The organism is Pseudomonas sp. GL-B-12 (assembly GCF_019955895.1).
Taxonomy (GTDB): Bacteria; Pseudomonadota; Gammaproteobacteria; order Pseudomonadales; family Pseudomonadaceae; genus Aquipseudomonas.
Genome location: NZ_JAHBCX010000019.1, coordinates 70747 through 89316, shown reverse-complemented (window position 1 = coordinate 89316; position 18570 = coordinate 70747). Strand labels below are relative to the sequence as shown.

At 58.9% G+C, this 18570-nt stretch carries 20 protein-coding genes; 12 read left to right on the top strand and 8 right to left on the bottom strand.

What is annotated here, in order from left to right:
* Together KGA85_RS11950 and gdhA are read left to right on the top strand one after the other, a co-directional pair.
* Positions 1-331, top strand: a 331-nt coding sequence (locus tag KGA85_RS11950) for a hypothetical protein (RefSeq protein WP_223543125.1), incomplete at its 5' end; no start/stop codon positions are given.
* Between the two features lie 92 nt (positions 332-423).
* Positions 424-1761 (top strand): NADP-specific glutamate dehydrogenase, encoded by a 1338-nt coding sequence (gdhA, locus tag KGA85_RS11945; protein WP_223532948.1) that lies wholly within the window; start codon positions 424-426, stop codon positions 1759-1761.
* Here the strand turns inward: gdhA and KGA85_RS11940 are convergent.
* From KGA85_RS11940 to KGA85_RS11930, 3 genes are all read right to left on the bottom strand, one after another.
* Positions 1758-2252, bottom strand: coding sequence for a GreA/GreB family elongation factor (locus KGA85_RS11940; protein WP_223454782.1), 495 nt, complete (start codon positions 2250-2252; stop codon positions 1758-1760). The two genes, gdhA and KGA85_RS11940, sit on opposite strands and share 4 nt — an antisense overlap.
* Before the next feature lie 373 nt (positions 2253-2625).
* Positions 2626-4479, bottom strand: coding sequence for a DUF4105 domain-containing protein (locus KGA85_RS11935; RefSeq protein ID WP_223454784.1), 1854 nt, complete (start codon positions 4477-4479; stop codon positions 2626-2628).
* Positions 4480-4571: 92 nt separating this feature from the next.
* Complete coding sequence (locus KGA85_RS11930; RefSeq protein ID WP_223454785.1) at positions 4572-5060, bottom strand: DUF3015 domain-containing protein; 489 nt, start codon at positions 5058-5060, stop codon at positions 4572-4574.
* A 277-nt stretch (positions 5061-5337) separates the two neighbouring features.
* On the opposite strand from KGA85_RS11930, the gene KGA85_RS11925 reads away from it, so the two are divergent.
* Positions 5338-7776: a Lon protease family protein gene (locus tag KGA85_RS11925; RefSeq protein ID WP_223454787.1), complete on the top strand. Its 2439-nt coding sequence runs from the start codon at positions 5338-5340 to the stop codon at positions 7774-7776.
* Between the two features lie 241 nt (positions 7777-8017).
* Positions 8018-8359 carry a hypothetical protein gene (locus tag KGA85_RS11920; protein ID WP_223532951.1) on the top strand — a complete coding sequence of 114 codons (342 nt, stop codon included), beginning with the start codon at positions 8018-8020 and terminating at the stop codon, positions 8357-8359.
* A 6-nt stretch (positions 8360-8365) separates the two neighbouring features.
* Here KGA85_RS11920 and KGA85_RS11915 read toward each other — a convergent pair whose 3' ends face one another.
* Complete coding sequence (locus KGA85_RS11915; RefSeq protein WP_223454789.1) at positions 8366-10195, bottom strand: hypothetical protein; 1830 nt, start codon at positions 10193-10195, stop codon at positions 8366-8368.
* A 170-nt stretch (positions 10196-10365) separates the two neighbouring features.
* Here KGA85_RS11915 and KGA85_RS11910 point away from each other — a divergent pair, with 170 nt between their 5' ends.
* From KGA85_RS11910 to KGA85_RS11900, 3 genes are all read left to right on the top strand, one after another.
* The gene (locus KGA85_RS11910; RefSeq protein WP_223454790.1) at positions 10366-10854 is read left to right on the top strand and encodes a TIGR00645 family protein; all 489 of its coding nucleotides are present in this window, start codon (positions 10366-10368) and stop codon (positions 10852-10854) included.
* 135 nt (positions 10855-10989) lie between these two features.
* Positions 10990-11280 (top strand): DUF6482 family protein, encoded by a 291-nt coding sequence (locus tag KGA85_RS11905; protein WP_046041769.1) that lies wholly within the window; start codon positions 10990-10992, stop codon positions 11278-11280.
* 121 nt (positions 11281-11401) lie between these two features.
* A complete protein-coding gene (locus KGA85_RS11900) occupies positions 11402-12019 on the top strand; it encodes an FKBP-type peptidyl-prolyl cis-trans isomerase (RefSeq protein ID WP_223454792.1) in 618 nt (205 codons plus the stop codon).
* A 149-nt stretch (positions 12020-12168) separates the two neighbouring features.
* Here the strand turns inward: KGA85_RS11900 and KGA85_RS11895 are convergent, their stop codons facing one another.
* The 3 genes from KGA85_RS11895 to KGA85_RS11885 all read right to left on the bottom strand — a co-directional run bounded on the left by KGA85_RS11895 (position 12169) and on the right by KGA85_RS11885 (position 14075).
* On the bottom strand, positions 12169-12426 hold the full coding sequence (locus tag KGA85_RS11895) for a hypothetical protein (protein ID WP_217836406.1): 258 nt from the start codon (positions 12424-12426) through the stop codon (positions 12169-12171).
* Between the two features lie 204 nt (positions 12427-12630).
* Positions 12631-12972, bottom strand: coding sequence for a zinc ribbon domain-containing protein YjdM (locus tag KGA85_RS11890; RefSeq protein WP_020798653.1), 342 nt, complete (start codon positions 12970-12972; stop codon positions 12631-12633).
* A gap of 134 nt (positions 12973-13106) precedes the next feature.
* Positions 13107-14075: a polyprenyl synthetase family protein gene (locus tag KGA85_RS11885; protein ID WP_223454794.1), complete on the bottom strand. Its 969-nt coding sequence runs from the start codon at positions 14073-14075 to the stop codon at positions 13107-13109.
* Between the two features lie 239 nt (positions 14076-14314).
* Here KGA85_RS11885 and rplU point away from each other — a divergent pair, with 239 nt between their 5' ends.
* The 5 genes from rplU to KGA85_RS11860 all read left to right on the top strand — a co-directional run bounded on the left by rplU (position 14315) and on the right by KGA85_RS11860 (position 18074).
* The gene (rplU, locus tag KGA85_RS11880; protein ID WP_003176051.1) at positions 14315-14629 is read left to right on the top strand and encodes a 50S ribosomal protein L21; all 315 of its coding nucleotides are present in this window, start codon (positions 14315-14317) and stop codon (positions 14627-14629) included.
* 35 nt (positions 14630-14664) lie between these two features.
* A complete protein-coding gene (gene rpmA, locus KGA85_RS11875) occupies positions 14665-14922 on the top strand; it encodes a 50S ribosomal protein L27 (RefSeq protein ID WP_003281574.1) in 258 nt (85 codons plus the stop codon).
* A 195-nt stretch (positions 14923-15117) separates the two neighbouring features.
* Positions 15118-16341 (top strand): Obg family GTPase CgtA, encoded by a 1224-nt coding sequence (gene cgtA / locus KGA85_RS11870; protein WP_223454795.1) that lies wholly within the window; start codon positions 15118-15120, stop codon positions 16339-16341.
* Positions 16342-16478: 137 nt separating this feature from the next.
* A complete protein-coding gene (proB, locus tag KGA85_RS11865) occupies positions 16479-17597 on the top strand; it encodes a glutamate 5-kinase (RefSeq protein WP_150727089.1) in 1119 nt (372 codons plus the stop codon).
* A gap of 12 nt (positions 17598-17609) precedes the next feature.
* Complete coding sequence (locus KGA85_RS11860; RefSeq protein ID WP_090451491.1) at positions 17610-18074, top strand: CreA family protein; 465 nt, start codon at positions 17610-17612, stop codon at positions 18072-18074.
* A gap of 184 nt (positions 18075-18258) precedes the next feature.
* Here KGA85_RS11860 and rpsT read toward each other — a convergent pair whose 3' ends face one another.
* Positions 18259-18537, bottom strand: coding sequence for a 30S ribosomal protein S20 (gene rpsT, locus KGA85_RS11855; RefSeq protein WP_007970922.1), 279 nt, complete (start codon positions 18535-18537; stop codon positions 18259-18261).
* Positions 18538-18570 lie beyond the last annotated feature (33 nt).

Below are 18570 nucleotides of genomic sequence, written 5' to 3'. Positions count from 1 at the left end.
TGGTTTGATCGCTTGGGACTTCCACGTCTCTCCTGACCTCAATCCCTCGAACCGCCCGGTGCGGACCCGCATGCCGGGTGGTGTGGCAGGGGTACGGTCTATGAAGGCCGTCCCCTATGCCGATTGCGCGCTTCCAGTGAAACCGAGTCGCGCCATTCGCGAGCAAGCCGGCTCCCACATTAGTGGAACGCATTTCAAATGTGGGAGCGGGCTTGCTCGCGAAGGCGGTGTTTCTAATGGTGCAAGACTTGAATTGCGAATCCCTGTTCAGGTGCAAAAATGCTCAAAAAATCAGTTTAATTTATATCCTGTGCACCATTTAATTTCATAAGTGCGACATTTTGCGCTGTTCTTGTGCGCGAATCGTTTGTTACAGTCCGGCTCAATCTCCTCCAACGACAATAAATTTGCCGAGACTTTTCCATGATCGAATCCGTCGAGACCTTCCTTGCGCGCCTGAAAAAACGCGATCCGGACCAACCCGAATTCCACCAGGCTGTAGAAGAAGTCCTGCGCACTCTGTGGCCGTTTCTTGAGGCCAATCCGCATTACCTGACCTCCGGCATCCTGGAGCGCATCTGCGAGCCGGAGCGGGCGGTGGTATTTCGAGTGTCGTGGGTCGACGATCAGGGCCAGGTCCAGGTCAATCGCGGATTCCGCATCCAGATGAACAGCGCGATCGGCCCGTACAAGGGGGGCCTGCGTTTCCACCCGTCGGTGAACATGGGCGTGCTGAAATTCCTCGCCTTCGAACAGACCTTCAAAAACTCCCTGACTTCATTGCCCATGGGCGGCGGCAAGGGCGGTTCGGACTTCGACCCCAAAGGCAAAAGCGATGCCGAAGTCATGCGCTTCTGCCAAGCCTTCATGAGCGAGTTGTACCGCCACATCGGTGCCGACGTCGACGTACCGGCCGGGGACATCGGTGTCGGCGCGCGGGAAATCGGTTTCCTGTTCGGCCAGTACAAGCGCCTGAGCAACCAGTTCACCAGCGTGATGACCGGCAAAGGCCCAAGCTACGGCGGCAGCCTGATTCGCCCGGAAGCCACCGGTTTCGGTTGCGTGTACTTCGCCGAAGAAATGCTCAAGCGCCGCGGTTTGGCCGTCGAGGGCAAGCGAGTGGCAATCTCCGGTTCTGGCAACGTCGCGCAATACGCCGCACGCAAGGTCATGGACCTGGGCGGCAAGGTGATTTCGCTGTCCGACTCCGAAGGCACGTTGTATTGCGAAAGCGGCTTGACCGAGGAGCAATGGCTGGCGGTGCTGGAGCTGAAAAACGTACAGCGCGGGCGTATCCGTGAACTGGCCGGCCGTTTTGGCCTGGAGTTCCGCGCCGGCCAACTGCCATGGAGCCTGAGCTGCGATATCGCGCTGCCATGCGCGACGCAAAACGAACTGGACGCCGAAGCCGCTCGCACCTTGCTGCGCAACGGCTGCATCTGTGTGGCCGAAGGCGCGAACATGCCGACCACCCTTGAGGCGGTGGACCTGTTCATCGAGGCCGACATTCTGTTCGCACCGGGCAAGGCGTCCAATGCCGGCGGCGTGGCGGTGAGCGGGCTGGAAATGTCGCAGAACGCCATGCGCCTGGCGTGGACCGGTGGCGAAGTGGACAGCAAGCTGCACGCGATCATGCAGTCGATTCACCACGCTTGCGTGCATTACGGCGAAGAGAATGGCCGGGTCAACTACGTCAAGGGTGCGAACATCGCCGGCTTCGTCAAAGTCGCCGATGCCATGCTGGCCCAGGGCGTCGTCTAAGTCGGTTCGATACGGATCACTTCTATCAATTGATCCCCGACGGGGCGCTGCCACAGCACTTCATCGTTGAGTCGTGCACCGAGCAGTGCCCGACCCAGCGGCGAACTCCAGTTGATCAGGCCGTGGGCGGCATCGGCCTGATCTTCGCCCACCAGTTGTACCCGGCGTTCGGTGGCATGTTCGTCGGCGTAAGTCACCCAACTGCCGATTTGAACTTTCTCGGTCGAGGTCGCAGCGAGTACGACCTGAGCGCTGCCCAGGCGTTGCTTGAAGTAACGCAAATCACGTTCGAGATCGGCCAGGCGCTGCTTGTCGGCCTGTTCGCCCCTGGCCGATTGTTCGGCGTGCAGGGTTTGCAGTTCGGCGACTTTTCCCTGCAACAGGTCCAGGCCTTGCGGCGTGACGTAATTGGGCTGCGCGCTGACCTGCCGTTCGACAGGCTGATCGGCTTGCGCGGCGGCGTTATCTTCATTGACGAAGGCACGGCTCATGGAATTCTCCCGGTATAGGGTTTTGGCCATGGTCTCAGGCATTTGGTTTCACTGGATGTCTGAAAGCGACTTATGGCGAGTGATAGGCCCGTGCGGCGTCCTGATCCTTCTGCTGCTGCCAGGCTTTACACCCAGCCATCCCGCATACCACCACATCTCACTCTCCCAAGCCGATACGCGGCCCATAGAGAAAGTCTAGAAGTGGATTCGTCGGGTGGTTGTGAAAGGTGTGTAAGCATTTCGTCGAACACCAAACAGCCCTTGTGGGAGCGGGCTTGCTCGCGAATGCGATATGCCACTCAACATTGATGTTGGCTGACACGCCCCTTTCGCGAGCAAGCCCGCTCCCACAGGGAGTTGCGCTGCATTCGGGTCAGTAGTGATACCACTTCAGCTCAAGCATCACTTCGTTCTCGGCCGTCGCCAAATGGCTGAACTCGCGCTGGGCGCTCAAGCGCAGTCCGAGATTGCGGGATATTTCCCACTGCTGATTCAGGCTCAGGCTACGACGCACTTCACCATTGGTGAAGAAATCGCCCTTGGCTTCCAGGCTCAAATTGCCCAGCGGGTTTTTCCACAGCACACCACTGTTGAAACCGGCGGCCGGGGCGATGAATGCGGCGAAATCGTTGTTGTGCTCAATACGCACGGTGCCCAGGGCAAAGCCGAGCGTGTCTTCGCCCAGTTGCCAGGTGCCACCGCCGCCGCCGTTGACGTGGATGACCAGGGTTTGGTCATCATGCTTGCCCGGCACTCGCTCCAGACCACCGGTGACTTGCCATGACAGCGGTTGCAGCAGCTCGTTGCGCGGGGTCAGGGAGCGAATGGTTGCCAGGTCCAGTTGCTGCACTTGCCAGTCATTGCCTTCGTACTGGCGCAGTTTCAATTGCAGGATTTCGATCTGCGCGCCAAGGGGAAAGCTTTCGTTGTTGTCATTGAGGTCGTGATAAGCCATGCGCAAGCCGTACTCGCCAAAGGCCTTATCTCCACGGGTGCCGAGGCCGAGCTGCCAGGTGCGGGACTCGTGACCGTCTTCAGGCAGGCCCGGTTGTGGGATATCCAGCTCCGGCGCCGGATTCTGGTTGATTGCCCGCAGCAGTTCGAAGCTGCGCTGGGCGCGTGCCGGGTCGCGTTCCTGACCGTTGGCGCGGTAACGCTCCAGGCGATAGGCCGCATCGATGATCAGCGCCTGGCGGTCGCGGGGTTGAGCCTTGAAGGCCGGGTCTTGCAATTGTTTCTGATCGGCGCTGATTTTCAGCACCCATTGCTGTTCTTCAGGGTTCAACGGCTCGGCGCGACTGAGCAGTTCGCGCTCCCGGGACGGGCGATACTGGATCGATTCCACCAGCCCGGCCTCTTTCACGGCTTTGACGGTGTCGGTCGGGATGGCGGTGAGTGGGAACTGCTCGGTCAGGCGCAGGCTCGGGCGGGCCACTTGCAGCAGTTCCAGCAAACGGTATGAGCAGTTCTCGTCGAAGAAGAAATAGTCGAACTTGATCTGCTTCAGCTCCCAGACGTGCTCGACCATGCGCGCGGTTTCCTGCCGGGTCAGGTTCAGGCGGTACTCCCACAGGTCGCGGTTTTCCAGGCTACGGTATTCCGAGAGTTTTTCCTGGTAGGGCACCAGCGCGAACAGGCCGGGATAGCCGCCCATCAGGCCTTTCCAGGCATAGAGGATGCTGTTGTCCGAGCCCTCGATGTAGGCGCCGAAGTTGATCGCATAACTGAGCAGCGAAGTCTTGTCGCTCTTCACCTCGGCCTGGTCGATGCGCAGCAGGGTATGGCCAAACATCGAGGACGGGCTGTTCAGATAGGCCGCCGGGAATATCATCACCGCGCTGTCGGGCGAGACGTCCTTGAACCATTGCTTGAATTCGGCGCAGGCCGGCGTCGGCAGTCCGCTCAGGCCGAGTTGTTCTTTCAGCCAGCGGGTGCGGGCCGGGTAGACACATTGAGCGTGTGTTTCACCGGCACTGGCCGGGGCGTACAAGGCTTGCACGGTCGCCGCCAGTTCATGGTCCGGATGTTCATTGCCGTCAGCGGCGAGGAAGAATTTCCGGTCGCTGACATAACTGCGCCAGCCGCCGAACTTGGCGGTTTCGTAATGGCCCAGGGATATCCAGAAAGGGTCGTTGGCCAGTTGCTGCAAACGTTGTGGGTCTATCTGAGGCGCGGCGGACAGCGGGGCGCAGGCACACAGCGCCAGCCAGGCAAGGCGATTGAGCATAAGTGACAACTTAAAAACTTGAGAAAAAGACCCAAAAGAGGCAGGTCCAAAAAACAAAACCCGCTTCCCGAAAGAAGCGGGGCGGGTCGAGCTTAAGCTTGAGTCGCGTACTTGGCCAGACGAGGGTCGGCTTTGAGCACGGCCAGGGTATTGGTATGCACGTCTTCGGCAGTCACGTCAGCCTTGCTGAAGATCTGCTGGAAGTGCTCGTGAGTGACGGCGGCAAAGTGCGCACGGTCTTCCGGCGCCACGCCCAGTACCACGGCATAGGTGGTCAGCGCTTCGCCCTGACCCTTGGCCATGTCTTCGGACAGCTCGTTCATCATGCCATTCATGGCAAACCAGGATTTGCCGCCATAGGTCAGCGACGCATTGGTCGCACAACCGTTGGTGCCGGAGGTCATGCCGAAGGTTGCGTTGCCTGAGGTGCCGTTGGTGGTGGATGCCATGAAGTGAGCCGGAGTACCACGCTGGCCTTCGAACAGCATGTTGCCCCAGCCGCAATCCGGGCCGCCTGGCGCCTGAGCCATGGCGTTGATGGATACAGCAGTGAAGAGAGTACCGAGAAGAATCCGTTTCATAGCTTTGTTCTCTTTATGTGCCTACCAATAGACAAGGAGTCTGGCCCGTCTGGTGCCAGTGGGCCGGTCATTAGTCCAGCCGCGCAGTCTGGAGTTTAGGCACGATCACGGGGCTCCGTGATTTTTTGCAAAACATTCATGGGAAACCGTGGCGCAAGCCCGGCCCGCCTGGGGTTGGCGGATTGACTATGCTCAGGCCTGCGGCGCTCCTTGCCAGTCGGGCATGGGCGGCGCCAGAATGCTGCCATCTGCCCCGCCTGATTGTTAAGGAAGCCCGATGCCTGATCCTGTTGCTGCCAGCTTGCGTCTAGCGCCCGAAGCGCTGACCCGTCCGTTTTCCGCTGAACAGTTCAGCTTCTCTACCACCAATGATCTGGAGCCCTTTCGCGGTGTGCTTGGCCAGGAACGTGCGGTCGAAGCCTTGCAGTTCGGTGTGGCCATGCCACGCCCCGGTTACAACGTATTCGTCATGGGCGAGCCCGGCACTGGCCGGTTCTCGTTCGTCAAACGCTACCTCAAGGCCGAAGGCAAGCGCCTGCAGACCCCGGCGGACTGGGTCTACGTCAACAATTTCGATGAGCCGCGCGAGCCGCGCGCACTGGAACTGCCGTCGGGCACTGCCGGTAACTTCATTGGAGATATCAACGGTCTGATCGACAACCTGCTGGCGACCTTTCCGGCAGTCTTCGAGCATCCGTCCTACCAGCAGAAGAAAAGCGCCATCGACCGCGCCTTCAACCAGCGCTACGACAAGGCCCTGGACGTCATCGAGCGTCTGGCACTGGAAAAGGACGTCGCGCTGTACCGCGACGCCAGCAATATCGCCTTCACCCCAATGGGCGACGGCAAGGCGTTGGACGAAGCTGAATTCGCGCAACTGCCGGAAGCCGAGCGCGAGCGCTTTCACGAGGATATTTCCGTGCTGGAGGAGCGCCTGAACGAAGAGCTCGCCAGCCTGCCGCAATGGAAGCGTGAGTCGAGCAACCAACTGCGTCATCTGAACGAGGAAACCATCACCCTGGCCTTGCAGCCATTGTTGTCGCCATTGTCGGAGAAGTACGCCGAGAACGCGGCGGTATGCGGTTATCTGCAAGCCATGCAGGTGTACTTGCTCAAGACCGTGGTCGAGCAACTGGTGGACGACAGCAAGACCGACGCTGTCGCCCGCAAGTTGCTGGAAGAGCAATACGCGCCGAGCCTGGTGGTCGGTCATTCGGCCAGCGGCGGTGCGCCGGTGGTGTTCGAGCCGCACCCGACCTACGAAAACCTTTTCGGTCGTATCGAATACAGCACCGATCAGGGCGCGCTGTACACCACCTACCGCCAACTGCGGCCGGGTGCCTTGCACCGGGCCAATGGCGGTTTCCTGATCCTTGAAGCGGACAAAATGCTCAGCGAGCCGTTCGTGTGGGACGCGCTGAAACGCGCCCTGCAATCGCGCAAGCTGAAAATGGAATCGCCGCTGGGTGAACTGGGCCGTCTGGCCACCGTGACCCTGACACCGCAACACATTCCGTTGCAGGTCAAAGTCGTCATCATCGGTGCGCGTCAGCTGTATTACACGCTGCAAGACCTCGATCCGGACTTCCAGGAGATGTTCCGCGTCCTGGTGGATTTCGACGAAGACATCCCGATGGTCGACGAGAGCCTGGAGCAGTTCGCCCAGTTGCTCAAAACCCGTACTTCCGAAGAAGGCATGGCACCGCTGACCGCCGATGCGGTGGCACGCCTGGCGACCTACAGTGCGCGTCTGGCCGAGCACCAGGGGCGCTTGTCGGCGCGTATCGGTGATTTGTTCCAGTTGGTCAGCGAGGCGGATTTCATTCGTCACTTGGCAGGCGATGAAATGACCGACGCGGGGCATATCGAGCGTGCGCTCAAGGCCAAGGCCACGCGGACCGGGCGGGTTTCGGCGCGGATTCTCGATGACATGCTGGCCGGGATCATCCTGATCGACACCGCGGGCGCGGCGGTCGGCAAGTGCAACGGCTTGACGGTGCTGGAAGTCGGTGACTCGGCCTTTGGTATACCGGCGCGGATTTCCGCCACGGTGTACCCGGGCGGCAGCGGCATTGTCGACATCGAGCGCGAGGTCAACCTCGGCCAGCCAATCCACTCCAAAGGCGTGATGATCCTTACCGGTTATCTGGGCAGCCGTTACGCCCAGGAGTTTCCGCTGGCGATTTCCGCGAGCATCGCCCTGGAGCAATCCTATGGTTATGTCGATGGCGACAGTGCTTCCCTGGGCGAAGCCTGCACCCTGATCTCGGCCTTGTCGAAAACCCCGCTCAAGCAGTGCTTTGCCATCACCGGTTCGATCAACCAGTTCGGCGAAGTGCAGGCGGTCGGCGGAGTCAACGAAAAGATCGAGGGCTTCTTCCGTCTGTGCGAAGCCCGCGGGTTGACCGGCGAGCAGGGGGCAATCATTCCTCACGCCAACGTCGCTACGCTGATGCTCGACGAGAAGGTGCTGACGGCTGTGCGTGCGGGGCAGTTCCATGTCTACGCGGTCCGTCAGGCCGACGAAGCCTTGAGTTTGCTGGTCGGCGAGCCGGCCGGCGAGCCGAACGAGAATGGCGAATTCCCTGAAGGCAGCGTGAACGCACGGGTCGTGGAGCGCTTGCGGGTTATCGCGGAAATGATCAGTGAAGATGATCTGAAGGAAGCCGAGAAAGAGTTGGCGCAAGAGGCGTTGGCGGAAACAAAACCGGCCTGATGCAGTAACCCATGTGGGATCGCCGCACCGCCGCTCCCACATTTGTTTGTGTGAACACTGGAAAAGCGTCATCGAAATGACGTCAATATTCATACTGTGACCATTCGGCGCCTTTCGGTCTCGCCCGGCCTGCAAGGCAGACTTTTCTTCTATTCTCAGCTCAGGGATATCGATAGTAATCACAGGATCGAAACAGCCTTCCCATGGGGGCTGAATACCGGATCTACCGAGGGTCGCCGCCATGTCGCGCAACCTCTGCCTCACCCGTCAATGCCTGGGCCTTGTGACCCGTATCGAGTGTTCCATCCGTCCATTGGCGGGAGATACGGGCATGTGGACTCTGCTGTTCGCCGCCGGAATGGCCGGTGAACAACCTTCGGCCATCAAGGCCCAAGGCCCGTTTCACGGTCCATTCGTCGCTGAATCAATCCTCGACACCATCGTTGAAAGCCTGACCTTGCACGGCTACGAGTTGGCCGACGATCCGCAAATCTGGTGCCTGCACCTGCAAGCCCAACTGCGGGAAATCAACGGGGGTCGCTGCCGAAACATGGGCAGCTTCGAGTTTCACCCCGAGCACTGAGTCGCACTATTGATCAAGGCGCGTCATGTCGGCCTTGTCGAGTTTGACCTCGAAACCATATTGCACGGTGTCGAGGTCAGTGCGCTGATAGGTTTCCAGGTGCGTAGGCTGCCCGTAGAAGTAATGCACGGCAAACTGCGCCGGACCTTGTGCGCTCGCGTCATGGCTGACCGATAGAATCTCCTTCAAGTAATTACCGCTGTCGTCCTTGGCGAAAAAGCGCCAGTCCTGGGCGGGAAACGCCTTCAGGTCCACCACCAGTGCATTGTTTTTGAGCTCAAGGCCTTTGGGCAGTTGGCGGGCATCGACGGTTTTTTGCTCGACCGTGGCCAGGAACAGCGGCATCGAGCCCACCGCATAGGCCGGCGTTTGCGGAAACAGATTCAGATCGTAAGTGATGGTGCCGCGCAGGGGGTCGATCTGGTATGCCTCGGGCGGCAACTCGATCGGCTCGTCGCGTTTGCCACTCGCGTCTTCGGTAAAGAAACTCACCGGACTTTGACCAGGGTTGAACGACGTGCCGAGCAGTTCATCGTTGAAGCTGCGCAGATGAGTGAATTCGATTCGTGCCGCGCTGGGGTCGTCGACCGACTGACTGATGTTGACGTTCTTTTTCAGTTGGTCCTCGCTCAGCGTTGCTCCTTTCAGCCAGCCCGCCGCCTGGTCGTCATAGACCACCACGGGCAGGTTCAAGGGCTGGATGGACTTGTCCGTGGTATTGGCATCGAAACGCCGGATCGGCAGGTCGAGGTCCTTGCGGGTGACCGTGACGGCGGAAAAATCCAGCATGCTGACTTCGAGGGTTTCGATCGTCCCGTTGAAGTACACCTTCGAATAATGTCGAGCCTGCTGTTTCTCAAAGTTGCGTTGTTCTTCGTCGAGCTGTTTTTCCAGGGACTCACTCCAGCTCTTTTGCTGCTGCATCTTGGCCAGCTGCTGCTGATAGAAGGCGATTTGTACCGCGGTTTCGTTGATTGAGCCGGCGCGCGAGATGAATTGCCCGGTGCTGTCCATGGCCTGGACGATCAGCGGGTTCAGCGGTGTTTCACTGACTTCTGGGGCCAGCGGCGCGCTGTTGTTGTATTCGATTTCCGCGTAGTTGTTCGTCAATGAGAGCAGGGTGACGCTCAGGTTGTCATTGGTGCGGGTCTGGCCTACGTCCTTTTTCGTCAGATCGAAGCTGTAGAGGCGGCGTGGCGCGACGACTTCGACTTTACCTTGCAGGCTCACCGGTTGCGGCTGCTGCTTTCTGTCGATGTCGAGGCCTTCGATGAAGGGATAGGCCACGGTCAGGTCATCGGGGTTGGTCAGGTTGGAACTCGATGGGCTCAACTGGATGCCAGGGTCGGTTTCCGACCATTCCGGCTGGAACGCAATCACTCGCTTGTTGCTCAGCGTGACCGACTGCCATTCCAGGCCATGGGGAAACAAAAATGCGGCAGGAACGCTGAACGTGAAGGGAAACACCGGTTGCAAGTCGGTCAGGTAGTCGGAGCTGGAGTCCTTTTGCAGCACGAACAACCCGTTGATGTAGGTGTCGACCAGGGCCTGCGGGCTCGGATAGTGCTTGAGCATGGCGAGGGTGTCTTCGCCGTATTCGGTTTCAACTGGTTTGCTGTCGAGCTTGAGTTGTGCGCGTTCAAGCAGCAGCAGTGAGCCGCCCAGCTCCGACACGGCATCCTTGAGCTTTGGATCCTGGATAGCGTCCAGCGACTTTTCGAACTGCGCGGTTTTTTCTTCGAGGCTGACCTGGCGTTTTTCATCGCTGGGTGAGCAGCCGCTTAGCAGCAGCGCCAGGCAGATACCGGCACTCGTCAAAGGCAATCGCACATCCATTTCCAGTCTTCCTGTCCGATATCACTGAGCAGTCAATGATTTGGACACTAGCAGAAAAACCTTGATACACAGGCGCAGGTGACGGATTTTCCGACGGTTTCTGGCTGCTTCTGGGTATAGACGGGCGGCTGTTATACTCGCGGCCGTTTTCAGTCCACATGTGAGATTCAATGGAACGCTTTATCGAAAATACAATGTACGCCTCGCGCTGGCTGCTGGCGCCGATCTATTTCGGCCTATCCCTCGGGCTGTTGGCGCTGGCACTGAAATTCTTCCAGGAAGTCTTCCACGTCATCCCGAACGTGTTTTCAATGGCCGAATCGGACATGATCCTGGTGCTGCTGTCGCTGATCGACATGGCGCTGGTGGGCGGTTTGCTGGTGATGGTGATGATTTCCGGCTACGAGAACTTCGTCTCGCAACTGGACATCGACGACAGCAAGGAGAAGCTCAACTGGCTGGGCACCATGGACTCTTCGTCACTGAAGATGAAAGTGGCCGCGTCGATCGTGGCGATTTCGTCGATTCACCTGCTGCGCATCTTCATGGACGCCAAGAACGTCAACCCTGAACATTTGCAGTGGTACGTGATCATCCACATGACTTTCGTGGTATCGGCATTCGCCATGGGTTACCTGGATAAAGTCACCAAGCACTGATCCATTGCTGGCCCCATGAAACACGCCGCCCGTCTGTTGCAAAACAGACGGGCGGCGTCGTTTGTGGCTTGTGCTTTGATGCGCCGAGGCCTATCCCTGTAATGAGATTGGCTCGCTACTGCGTGAGGTGCGCTCATGAACCTGCAAGAGTTGAATGCGTATGCCGTCGCCGGGAAGGTCGATGAGCTGAACCTGATCTCTATGGAGGGGGGCATCTACCTGCTGGAGGCGCGGATGCATGGCACGGCGTATCCCTTGAGCGATACGCACGGGCACATGATGAGCCTGCGTTCGGTGGAGCATGCCCGTGATGTGCTGCGCTCCTTTCCCAAGTTGCACTTCAACCTCGTGCACACAGTCGTACATGACGAAATGTGCGGGTTGGTTGCCGATGTCGAGGAAAACCTGAAGGTGCCGATCGCCTGACGCCCCTCATCAATGGCATGACATCTGTGCTAGTCTGCTGGCCCTTTTGGTTCCGGGCGCTCCGGGACGCGCTGTGTACGCATGGCAAGTTCCCGAGCCGTCCGCACAGCGGAGCAGTGTCATGTCCGAAGTAAATCTGTCCACCGACGAAACCCGCGTCAGCTACGGTATTGGCCGTCAGCTGGGCGACCAACTGCGCGACAACCCGCCACCGGGCGTAAGCCTGGACGCGATCCTGGCAGGTTTGACCGACGCATTCGCCGGCAAGCCAAGCCGTGTGGGTCAGGAAGAAATGTCCGCCAGCTTCAAAGTCATCCGCGAAATCATGCAGGCCGAAGCTGCAGCCAAGGCTGAAGCGGCTGCTGGCGAAGGCCTGGCCTTCCTGGCTGAAAACGCCAAGCGTGACGGCATCACCACTCTGGCTTCCGGCCTGCAGTTCGAAGTGCTGACCGCTGGCGAAGGCGCCAAGCCATCCCGTGAAGACTCCGTGCGTACTCACTACCACGGCACCCTGATCGACGGCACTGTGTTCGACAGCTCCTATGATCGCGGCGAGCCTGCAGAATTCCCGGTTGGCGGCGTGATCGCCGGCTGGACCGAAGCCCTGCAACTGATGAACGCCGGCAGCAAATGGCGCCTGTACGTGCCGAGCGAACTGGCTTACGGCGCTCAAGGCGTTGGCAGCATTCCGCCGCACAGCGTACTGGTGTTCGACGTCGAGTTGCTCGACGTTCTGTAAGACCTGGCCTGTCGCTATGACGGGCTAATGTGGGAGCGACGGTGCGGCGATCCGACTTGCTCGCGAAGGCGGCATAACAGTCGACAGCGATGTTGAATGTCAGTCAGTCATCGCGAGCAAGCCCGCTCCCACAGTTTTTTTACGGTGTTTCATATTTCGATCTTGTGGTGCAGTTCGCTGTGCGGGCGCAAAGCCCGGGCATAGCAGAACAGAAACAGATTACGCACCAGTTCCTTGAGCACCACTGGCTCGCTTGAACTCAAACCGCTGACGTCCAGGTCACCCTGATCCTGCAGCTCGTTCAAGGCTTCCTCTTCCAGCACGGCACAGACTTCCCCGGTTTCCCGATGCAGGATCCTGAGGTAAGGGTGTGGGCGGTCCAGCCAGGCATCGATCAAATAAGTCATGGTTCTCATCTCCATTGAAGGATTGATGAGAATAATTCTTATTCATTAAATAGCAAGGGCCTATTGGCGGTTTGCGTTTTTTCCCGGGTAAAGATTGCGTCAGGTCAAAGCGACTGGCGTTTGGCTATTGCGAGGATTTAATGGGCGAAACGGGGGAGGGTGAGGCGCCATCCCACGCCGGGCGCGGGATGGACAACAGCCGGTTCAGACTTTTCTGACGAACTCGGACTTGAGTTTCATCGGGCCGATGCCGTCGATCTTGCAATCGATGTCGTGATCGCCATCGCACAGGCGGATGTTCTTGACCTTGGTGCCGACCTTGACCACCAAAGACGTACCCTTGACCTTGAGGTCCTTGATCACGGTGATGGTGTCGCCGTCCTGCAGGACGTTGCCGACCGAATCCTTCTTCACTGCGTCATCGGACACAGCTTCGGCTTCACCGCTCGCGGACCATTCGTGGGCGCACTCAGGGCAGATCAGCTGGGCGCCGTCTTCATAGGTGTATTCGGAATTGCATTTTGGGCAGGGTGGCAACGTGCTCACTAAGGCTCCTTGGATTCAGGATCGCTAAAAAGCGCACATTGTATAGGGTTTTAGGCGGGAGAGGGTATAACGCAGGAAAACCTGAGGGAGCGAACCTGTGGCGAGGGGGGGTTGCCCCCTCGCCACAGGTTCTTTTAGTGCGTACGCGCGACCGCGAACTCACTCAGTTCAACCAGTGCATCGCGGTACTCGCTAGCAGGCAGCGTTTCGAGGCACTTGATCGCGCGGGCCACATAATCGCGGGCCAGTTGCGCGGTGTACTCCAGCGAGCCCGAGGCTTCCACGGCTTCGCGGATGCTTTCCAGGTCTTCGATTCCGCCTTTCTGGATCGCCTTGCGCACCAGGGCGGCCTGTTCCGGCGTGCCTTCGCGCATGGTGTAGATCAGCGGCAGGGTCGGCTTGCCTTCGGCCAGATCGTCACCGACGTTCTTGCCCAGGGTTTCGGCGTCGCCTTTGTAATCGAGCAGGTCGTCGACAAGCTGGAAGGCAACGCCCAGGTGATCACCGAATGTACGCAGGGCTTCGGCCTGTTCTTGCGAGGCTTCGCACAGGGCGGCGGCGCTGTGGGTCGAGGCTTCGAAGAGCATCGCGGTCTTGCCGCGGATGACTTCCATGTAGGTTTCTTCAGTGGTGCTGGCGTCACGAACCTTCGACAGCTGCAACACTTCGCCTTCAGCGATGATGCGCGTGGCCTGCGACAGGATCTTCATCACCGGCATCGAGCCCAGCTCGACCATCATTTCGAACGAGCGCGAATACAGGAAGTCACCGACCAGCACGCTTGGCGCGTTGCCCCACATGGCGTTGGCGGTCGAGCGGCCACGGCGCATGCCGGACATGTCGACCACATCGTCATGCAGCAGGGTAGCGGTGTGCAGGAACTCGATGGTCGCGGCCAGCAGGCGCAGGTCATCGCCTTCGCGACCCAGGGCCTTGCCACACAGCAGCACCAATAAAGGACGCAGGCGTTTGCCGCCGGCCGAGGTGATGTAATCGCCGATTTTCGATACAAGCGGCACGCGCGAAGTCAGCTGCTTCTTGATGATGCCGTCGACGGCGCTAAAATCGTCCGCCACCGCGCGGTAGAAAGCTTGGGGTTGCATCAGCGACAGTCGCTCCAGAAGGGTTGCGCGGCATGCTAGGACCCACGTCCGGGCCTGTCAAGGCGCGATGGACGGCCCCTTGCAAGGCGCTCGTGGCTTGCGTACAATCGCGCACCCTGAACTTCCTGGGCAGCACCTGCCTTACGCAATTGCAAGCGGGCCTCCAGCCCCATGCAGCCATGCCAGCCAATACCTCTTCTTATAAAGAGCTGGGTGAGCAGGATTATCGGAGAAATACCATGTCTTATGCAGTAATCGTTACTGGCGGCAAGCAGTACAAAGTCGCCCCAGGTGAATACCTGAAGATCGAAAAACTGGAAATCGCTACCGGCGAATCCGTTACCTTTGATCGCGTTCTGTTGGTTGCCAACGGTGACGACGTGAATATCGGCGCTCCAGTTGTTGCTGGCGCTACCGTTGTGGCTGAAGTGATCTCCCAAGGTCGTCACGATAAAGTCCGCATCATCAAGTTCCGTCGCCGTAAGCACCACATGAAGCGTATGGGCCACCGCCAGTGGTACACCGAGATCAAAATCACCGGTATTCAGGCTTAATTACAGCCTAATTCCTCACTAGGAGAATTGAACTCATGGCACACAAAAAAGCTGGTGGTAGTACCCGTAACGGTCGCGACTCAGAAGCCAAACGCCTTGGCGTGAAGATGTATGGCGGCCAGGCTATCAAAGCAGGCAACATCATCGTGCGTCAGCGCGGCACCCAATTCCACGCTGGCTACGGCGTTGGCATGGGTAAAGATCACACCCTCTTCGCTAAAGTCGAAGGCGTGATCAAGTTCGAAGTAAAAGGCGCCTTCGGTCGTCGTTACGTGAGCGTAGTCGCAGCTTAATTGCGCGATCGCTGGAAAAGCCCTGTCTCGCGACGGGGCTTTTTCGTTTGTGGGGTGAGTCTCTTGCAAAGCTGTTTGTATGGGCTGTCGGCGTACGATGTAGGTGTCGTGGTTTGGGGTCGCTGCGCTCATTTTTGCAAGAGTCTTATGTCTTGATTGTTTTTCGGCTCGTCCGTATGGCGAGAGGCGTTTGTTATGAAGTTTGTTGATGAAGTATCGATTCGAGTAAAGGCTGGTGACGGCGGCAATGGCGCCATGAGTTTCCGTCGGGAAAAATTTATCGAGAACGGTGGCCCGAACGGCGGTGATGGCGGTGACGGCGGTTCCATCTACATGATGGCCGACGAAAACCTCAATACCCTGGTGGACTACCGTTACACCCGGCACTTCGATGCCGAGCGTGGCTCCAACGGCGGCAGCACCGACTGCACCGGCAAGAAGGGTGAAGACCTGATCCTGCGCGTTCCGGTCGGCACCACGGTGATCGACTCCGCGACTCAGGAAGTCATCGGCGACCTGACCAAGGCCGGTCAGAAATTGATGGTAGTGCAGGGCGGCTGGCACGGTCTGGGCAACACCCGTTTCAAATCCAGTACCAACCGTGCGCCGCGCCAGACCACTCCGGGCAAGCCGGGTGAGCAGCGCGACCTGAAGCTGGAAATGAAAGTACTGGCTGACGTCGGTCTGCTGGGCTTGCCGAACGCCGGTAAAAGTACCTTTATCCGTTCGGTTTCGGCTGCCAAGCCGAAAGTTGCCGACTACCCGTTCACCACGCTGGTGCCGAACCTGGGTGTGGTCAGCGTCGATCGCTGGAAGAGCTTCGTCATTGCCGATATTCCGGGGCTGATCGAAGGCGCTTCCGAAGGTGCTGGTCTGGGCATTCGCTTCCTCAAGCACTTGGCGCGTACGCGTCTGCTGCTGCACCTTGTGGACATGGCGCCGCTGGATGACGCCAGCGCACCGGATGCCGCTGAAGTGATCGTCAACGAGCTGATCAAGTTCAGCCCGTCCCTGGCGGAGCGTGATCGCTGGCTGGTCCTGAACAAGTGCGACCAGATCCTTGATGAGGAGCACGATGCTCGCGTCAAGGAAGTCGTTGATCGCCTGGAATGGACTGGTCCGGTCTACGTGATCTCGGCCATCTCCAAGCTCGGTACCGAGCGTCTGTGCCACGACATCATGCGTTACATGGAAGATCGTGCTGATCGCCTGGCCAATGACCCGGCTTACAAGGAAGAGCTGGCTGATCTCGATCAGCGCATCGAAGACGAAGCTCGCGCGCAACTGCAGGCGCTGGATGACAAGCGTGCACTGCGTCGCAGCGGCGTGAAGTCGGTCCACGACATCGGCGACGATGATTGGGATGAAGAAGATGTGGATGACGAAGACGGTCCGGAAATCATTTACGTGCGTGACTGATTCGTTGCGATAAACTTAAGCGCCGCTCAATCGAGCGGCGTTTTGGTATCTGGAAATCGATTGTTGGTCACGAATAACCACGAATAACGTCACGGGCAGTGCTAGGTCGCGCTGCCCTCAAGCTAGGGTTGAAGATGATGCGGAGCAAGGTGACAGGTGCGCAGCGTTGGGTCGTGAAGATCGGCAGCGCTTTGCTGACGGCGGACGGCAAAGGCCTGGATCGCGCGGCAATGGGTGTCTGGGTTGAGCAGATGGTGGCCTTGCATGAGGCGGGTGTCGAGTTGGTGCTGGTGTCCTCCGGGGCGGTGGCGGCCGGCATGAGCCGTTTGGGCTGGACCTCGCGACCCAGTGCGATGCACGAGCTTCAAGCTGCCGCCGCAATCGGCCAGATGGGGTTGGTGCAGGCCTGGGAGTCGAGCTTTGCCGAGCATGGCCGGCATACCGCGCAGATTCTCCTGACTCACGACGACTTGTCCGATCGCAAGCGCTACCTGAACGCCCGCAGCACCTTGCGCGCACTGGTCGAGCTGAAAGTCATTCCGGTGATCAACGAGAATGACACCGTGGTCACCGACGAAATCCGTTTTGGCGACAACGACACCCTGGCAGCGCTGGTGGCGAACCTGGTCGAGGCGGATTTGCTGGTGATCCTGACGGATCGCGACGGCATGTTCGATGCCGATCCGCGCAACAATCCGGATGCCCAGCTGATTTACGAGGCGCGTGCCGATGATCCGGCGCTCGACGCGGTGGCGGGCGGCACGGGCGGTGCGCTGGGGCGTGGTGGCATGCAGACCAAATTGCGTGCTGCGCGTCTGGCGGCCCGTTCCGGTGCTCATACCATCATCGTTGGTGGGCGCATCGAGCGTGTGCTGGATCGCCTCAAGGCGGGCGAGCGCATCGGCACCTTGCTATCGCCGGAGCGCGGCATGCTGGCGGCACGCAAGCAGTGGCTGGCCGGTCATCTGCAAACCCGTGGCACTCTGGTGCTGGATGCTGGTGCGGTGATCGCGTTGTCCCAAGGCAACAAGAGCTTGCTACCGGTCGGGGTCAAATTGGTGCAGGGCAGCTTCCGTCGCGGTGAGATGGTGGTCTGCGTGGCGCCGGACGGTCGTGAGATTGCCCGTGGCCTGGCCAACTACAGTGCGCTGGAAGCGCAAAAAATCATCGGTCAGTCGTCTGAGGCGATTGTCGGTCTGTTGGGTTACATGGCGGAGCCGGAGCTGGTTCACCGCGATAACCTGATCCTGGTCTGAGGGAATACCTGAATGCGTGTGGCAAAAGGATTGTTGGGGCTATTGCTGGCGATGCCGCTGCTGGCTTCGGCCGAAGAGATTGGTCAGGTGTCGACGGTGTTCAAGTTTGTCGGGCCGAATGACCGGATCGTGGTCGAGGCCTTTGATGATCCCAAGGTCGATGGTGTGACTTGCTATCTGTCGCGCGCCAAGACCGGTGGGGTGAAGGGTGGTCTTGGTTTGGCTGAGGATCGTGCCGAAGCGTCTATCGCTTGCCGGCAGGTCGGGCCGATCAGCTTCAGGGGTGAGCTCAAGGATGGCGACGAGGTGTTCAAGGAGCGCACGTCCCTGGTGTTCAAGACCATGCAGGTGGTGCGCTTCCTCGACAAGAAGCGCAATACACTGGTGTATCTGGTGTATAGCGATCGCCTGATCGAGGGTAGCCCGCAGAATGCGGTAACGGCGATTCCGATTTTGCCGTGGGCGCACGCTCAGTAATTTCACGCAAATCAAACTGTGGGAGTGAGCCTGCTCGCGATAGCGGATATCCAGCCAGCACAAGTGCTGAATGTTAATCCGTCATCGCGAGCAGGCTCGCTCCCACATTTTTTTGCGTCGAAATCACTGAATCGCAGGCAATAAAAAACCGACCCTGAGGTCGGTTTTTTAATGAACGAGTCGCTTAGGCAGCAGCGGCAACGTTCAAGGCCTTGACGTGGCCATTCAGGCGGCTCTTATGACGAGCGGCCTTGTTCTTGTGGATGATGCCTTTATCGGCCATACGGTCGATAACTGGCACAGCCAGAACGTAAGCGGCTTGAGCTTTGGCAGCGTCTTTTGCGTCGATGGCCTTAACTACATTCTTGATGTAGGTACGAACCATGGAACGCAGGCTGGCGTTGTGGCTGCGACGCTTCTCAGCCTGTTTTGCACGTTTTTTGGCGGAAGGTGAGTTGGCCACCGTCGAGCTCCTCGAAAGACTTTTTAGGAAATA